Genomic DNA, 4,238 nt, shown 5'->3' on the forward strand with positions numbered 1-4,238 from the left:
GATGAAAAATGGATTTATAAATGCAAAAACTGCGGTTTAAAAGAAAGCGTATTTATTCAATTACAGTCCCCTATTTAGGCAATACATGATCACGTCCAATTTCTACCTCCAAAAGCCGATTTTAGTATTTAATAACCCAATCAGCAACGAAAAGCCCTTTAGCAAATCCGATCCCCTGAGCATCAACGGTTACTTCTGGCTTCCGGATAAGATTACGGTCATAATACACCGTGATTCCGTCAACGTTATATACTTCAAACTTGTCCGGTTTGCGCGGGTGTCCTTTACGCACGGAAGGGGGGACAACGAGCGGAATACAGCATTGCTGGACTTCAACGAGTTCAATATAAAGCTCGCTTTTTCCGGCTTTTTGGAGGAAATTCATAGCCTTCTGTGTAATGTTAATCTTCATGCTAGTTTAAGTTTCAGGTTTGGCATTTTTTTGCCCAAGTAGCTCAAACCATTTTCGCACCGATGAAATGAGAATGATAATAACCAAAACTAACATAATCCCGGATAACGTGGCTAATAGGGTTTTTCCGGTGGGCAAATAGCTGTTCACGATATTCTGATAACCTGCTGCGATGGTTGTTGCCGCCACGAAGATAAAGGGAATGATCGTGATCCAAGCGTAGCGCGCTTTACCCATTCGGATAATCATAGCTGTTCCGATGGCTAATGCCATCGAGGCCAACAACTGATTAGCAACCCCAAAGAGAGGCCAGATGGTAGAAATACTTCCATTGTAGACCAGGTATCCCCAGGAAAAAGAAATCAAGATACTCGTAAAGATAATGCCCGGCCACCAGTTTGTTGAACGGAGCGGTTTATAGATATACCCTCCAAGTTCTTGTAGCAAGTAACGTCCAACCCGTGTACCAGCATCGATCGTGGTCAATATAAACAATGCTTCAAACATGATAATGAAGTGATAAAGATAACTGGAAAGCGCGGCCAAGAAGGGTATTTTACGGAAAATATCCGCCATGCCAACGGCAAGAGAGACAGCACCACCGGCCCGTCCGGCAACATTTTCGCCGACGAGTTGTGAAAGCTGCGTCAATTCCTGAACAGGCATATTTAGTTTAGCAAAGACCGAAGGGAGCGAATTGATGGCGAAATAATCGTTGGGATGGAGACTCGTTGCGGCGATTAAGGCCATAAGGGCCACAAATCCCTCAACCAACATGCCTCCAAAACCAATAGGAAGGATGTCACGTTCGAGTGAAATCATTTTTGGTGTCGTTCCTGTTCCGATAATCGCGTGGAAACCGGAGAGGGCTCCGCAGGCGATGGTAATAAACATAAAGGGCCAAACTTTGCCAGGAATAATCGGTCCGCCGCCATGTACATAAGAAGTAACGGCTGGCATGCGGAGATGGGGTTGAATGATAATAATCCCTATAGTGAGAGCCAACATCACTCCGATTTTCATGTAGGTACTCAAATAGTCTCGCGGTGTCAGCAGCAACCAAACGGGAAGGGTTGCTGCGGCAAACCCGTAAACGGCCAAGATGATGGCCAATTGCTCATGGTTAAAGGTGAAGTAACTGGCGATAAAGGAACGCTCGATAACCGGTCCAATGACGACACCGAGGATAATCAGAGAAACGCCAATAACAGTCGCTTCTCCGATTCGCCCGATACGCATCCAACGCAGATAGATGCCAATAAAAATGGCTATTGGAATGGTAACACCCACTGTAAAAGTTCCCCACGGACTGTTATAGAGGGCATTGACGACGGCGAGTGCTAGGCCAGCCATTGTAATAATTAAGATAAAGAGAATGGCAATGGCGGCGACAAGACCCGAGGATTTATTAAGTTCCTTACGTGCAATCTCAGCCAGTGATAGTCCGTCATTCCGAACGGAAGCAAATAAAATCACTAGGTCATGGACGGCACCGGCGAAAACCGAGCCAAGGAGGATCCATAACGTCCCGGGCAGGTATCCGAATTGAGCTGCCAATGTAGGCCCGATCAGGGGACCAGCACCAGCGATTGCTGCAAAATGATGACCAAACAGAACCCATTTATTGGTCGGTACATAATCGCGATTATCATTATGAATAATCGCAGGCGTCTTTCGGGAATCATCGAGGGCTAGAACTTTGGCAGCAATAAAGGCACCGTAATAGCGATATCCTAAAGTGAGAACTAAAGCAGAAATGACAATTAACCAAATGGCGTTCATCTCAAAAACCTCCTTATGTATTCGATTTTAATATGAATAATTTTAAATAAAATTATTCATATTAATGAAAAATAATTATCCTTCAAATAATCCTTAAGGGAATCATGTACAGAACGGAAACAATCTGATTTAATCTAGTCAATATTAAAATTTTAAGGGGATGCTGTTATGAACTATAAATGTCCGAAATGCAATATTGAGTATAGTAGCATAGCATGGGATACGGCAACACTGAAGGCTAAAGGTCAGAACAAGATAAATGATTTTAGTGATGATGATATTGAGTCTATCGAGATGCAAATACCGAACTACAGTTACATTTGTCCTGGGTGTGGGGCAGAATCAGTAATTGGTATCGCAGGTTTAACTTAATAATATCCTAATCGCTATGAAAAACAGGTGTACCATACGAAATTCTAATAAACCTATTAACCCATTGTTACGAAATCGCCCCCGGCACCGCCGAGGGCTTTATTGATAGGTACATCTCTGACAAGGCTTAAAACTCAACTTCATGTTTTAGAATTTCTTCAATTCGTCTTTCTATTTTATCCAAATCAAGTTGGGCTTCTTTTCTAATACTTTTTCGAAGCATAGGACCTATCTGATGAATATCATCATAGATGTCATGTAAAAGTTCTAGGGCAGCTGTGGCTTCCATAACTTCTTTGGGGGTTTCCACTATATTGGCTAAAACCGCTGTTTCGGTCCGTGAAGCAATTAGGGGAATGCCTATTTGTTCTACATACACGCGTGTTCTCCGTCTGGGACCTCGGTCTTCTTCGATTGGCTCCAACGCAATGATCTTATCGGAGCGTACGAATTTTCCATATCCCAAGGGAATAATGATATTTTCTCTAATTTCCAATTTGCTCCAATTCCTTCCTAATACCTTATCCGTAATTTTTCTGATACGTTGGTAATTATGCCAACCCGGAATCCCAATCCAGTTTAGGGAGTACAACTTGTATAAAGCAAAAGTTAACCTTTTGGTGAATACAAAATAGCCCTCCCCCCCTAAGCGAGAGAGGGCATACTCATATGTGCTGCAATTAATCCCAGCGTTCGCTTGACCTTAACTTGGATCTACTTCATCATAGACCGCTTTCACAACCTTAGTGTAATTGCCTTTGTTAACATCTTGGGTAGAGGCATCCTGGTCTAGATATTCATCGTTTCCAGGGGCAGTAGTTGGCTGCTTTAATTTGTTCTTTTGGGTTTGCTCACCGTTCTTTTTCATGGTATTCCTTCCTTAGGTTGAAATTCGCCCATTAGCGAGATGATTTTAGTTTTTCCGTTTTTTGGTAATAGATTTATTGTGTATCCAAATCAGGGTCTAAGCTCTCATAAGTCTATAAATTTAAACAGCCTTAGAGTAATTGTTTCTTCTTTTCGTACCACCTTGGATTTCACAAGAATAGACATGAATTCTTCTTCATCATTTCTTTTTGTAGCCCCTGACCACCATTTACAAAAACTATCACTATCTAAATTGACAAGTTCGGATACTTTTACTTGTAGCACCTCCTAGTATAGTAATATTCCCCAAGATGGATTTATCTTTACCTATGATGGTGCTGGAATGTTCTACCACTAGGCACTCGGTGGCACTCCGCTTATATTTCCCACCAAGAAATATTTATAGTTAAACGATTACTCGTGTTATTAATATTTCTTAAACAAACCGTAAAGCTATTATTTTCAGTTATAACAAAGCGTCCATGAAAATTAATGATTACGGGATCTCCAGTTTGGATTAAAGACCTTAGCAGTTGCCCACCTATCGTCATATCGCTGTTCTGAGAAATGAGCTTGGCTGCTAGAACGCTGTTATCGCCGCAGGCCGTATTTAGGTTCCGTGGCATTATGACAATTCCCGGAGCAGAAAGCGAACCATTACGTATCAAGTTAATTACCGTACTTGCCTTAGAACCTTCGGAGATGGTTGAAATGCACGCTACTTTATCTACATATTAGCTGTTTCTGGGTTAGAAAGAATTGATTAACCGCCAAAAGGTTTGGAGCGTATTTCCCGGATAAGTAT

Annotated in this window: 6 protein-coding genes; 1 reads left to right on the top strand and 5 read right to left on the bottom strand. The window is 42.0% G+C overall.

Annotated features, from left to right (window positions below; all coding sequences use genetic code 11):
- Positions 1-121: 121 nt before the first annotated feature.
- Both UF75_RS24860 and UF75_RS24865 read right to left on the bottom strand, forming a co-directional pair.
- A complete protein-coding gene (locus UF75_RS24860; protein WP_045577203.1) occupies positions 122-412 on the bottom strand; it encodes a CC/Se motif family (seleno)protein in 291 nt (96 codons plus the stop codon).
- Between the two features lie 6 nt (positions 413-418).
- Positions 419-2,194 carry a carbon starvation protein A gene (locus UF75_RS24865; RefSeq protein WP_045577204.1) on the bottom strand — a complete coding sequence of 592 codons (1,776 nt, stop codon included), beginning with the start codon at positions 2,192-2,194 and terminating at the stop codon, positions 419-421.
- Positions 2,195-2,362: 168 nt separating this feature from the next.
- Here UF75_RS24865 and UF75_RS24870 point away from each other — a divergent pair, with 168 nt between their 5' ends.
- Positions 2,363-2,566, top strand: a complete 204-nt coding sequence (locus UF75_RS24870) for a hypothetical protein (protein WP_045577205.1) — start codon at positions 2,363-2,365, stop codon at positions 2,564-2,566.
- A gap of 127 nt (positions 2,567-2,693) precedes the next feature.
- On the opposite strand, the gene UF75_RS24875 is transcribed toward UF75_RS24870, so the two are convergent.
- The 3 genes from UF75_RS24875 to UF75_RS28775 all read right to left on the bottom strand — a co-directional run bounded on the left by UF75_RS24875 (position 2,694) and on the right by UF75_RS28775 (position 4,059).
- Positions 2,694-3,062, bottom strand: a complete 369-nt coding sequence (locus tag UF75_RS24875; RefSeq protein ID WP_045577206.1) for a hypothetical protein — start codon at positions 3,060-3,062, stop codon at positions 2,694-2,696.
- 207 nt (positions 3,063-3,269) lie between these two features.
- Entirely contained in the window at positions 3,270-3,434 is a 165-nt protein-coding gene (locus UF75_RS29505) for a hypothetical protein (protein WP_197079537.1), read from the bottom strand.
- 376 nt (positions 3,435-3,810) lie between these two features.
- A complete protein-coding gene (locus UF75_RS28775) occupies positions 3,811-4,059 on the bottom strand; it encodes a hypothetical protein (protein ID WP_156146614.1) in 249 nt (82 codons plus the stop codon).
- Between the last annotated feature and the right edge of the window lie 179 nt (positions 4,060-4,238).

Source organism: Desulfosporosinus sp. I2 (genome assembly GCF_000960765.1).
GTDB lineage: Bacteria > Bacillota > Desulfitobacteriia > Desulfitobacteriales > Desulfitobacteriaceae > Desulfosporosinus.

Excerpts from the sequence above, each read along its gene's own strand:
- UF75_RS24860 (WP_045577203.1), bottom strand. The coding sequence starts at position 412 with ATGAAGATTAACATTACACAGAAGGCTATGAATTTCCTCCAAAAAGCC.
- UF75_RS24865 (WP_045577204.1), bottom strand. The coding sequence starts at position 2,194 with ATGAACGCCATTTGGTTAATTGTCATTTCTGCTTTAGTTCTCACTTTA.
- UF75_RS24870 (WP_045577205.1), top strand. The coding sequence starts at position 2,363 with ATGAACTATAAATGTCCGAAATGCAATATTGAGTATAGTAGCATAGCA.
- UF75_RS29505 (WP_197079537.1), bottom strand. The coding sequence starts at position 3,434 with ATGAAAAAGAACGGTGAGCAAACCCAAAAGAACAAATTAAAGCAGCCA.
- UF75_RS28775 (WP_156146614.1), bottom strand. The coding sequence starts at position 4,059 with ATGCCACGGAACCTAAATACGGCCTGCGGCGATAACAGCGTTCTAGCA.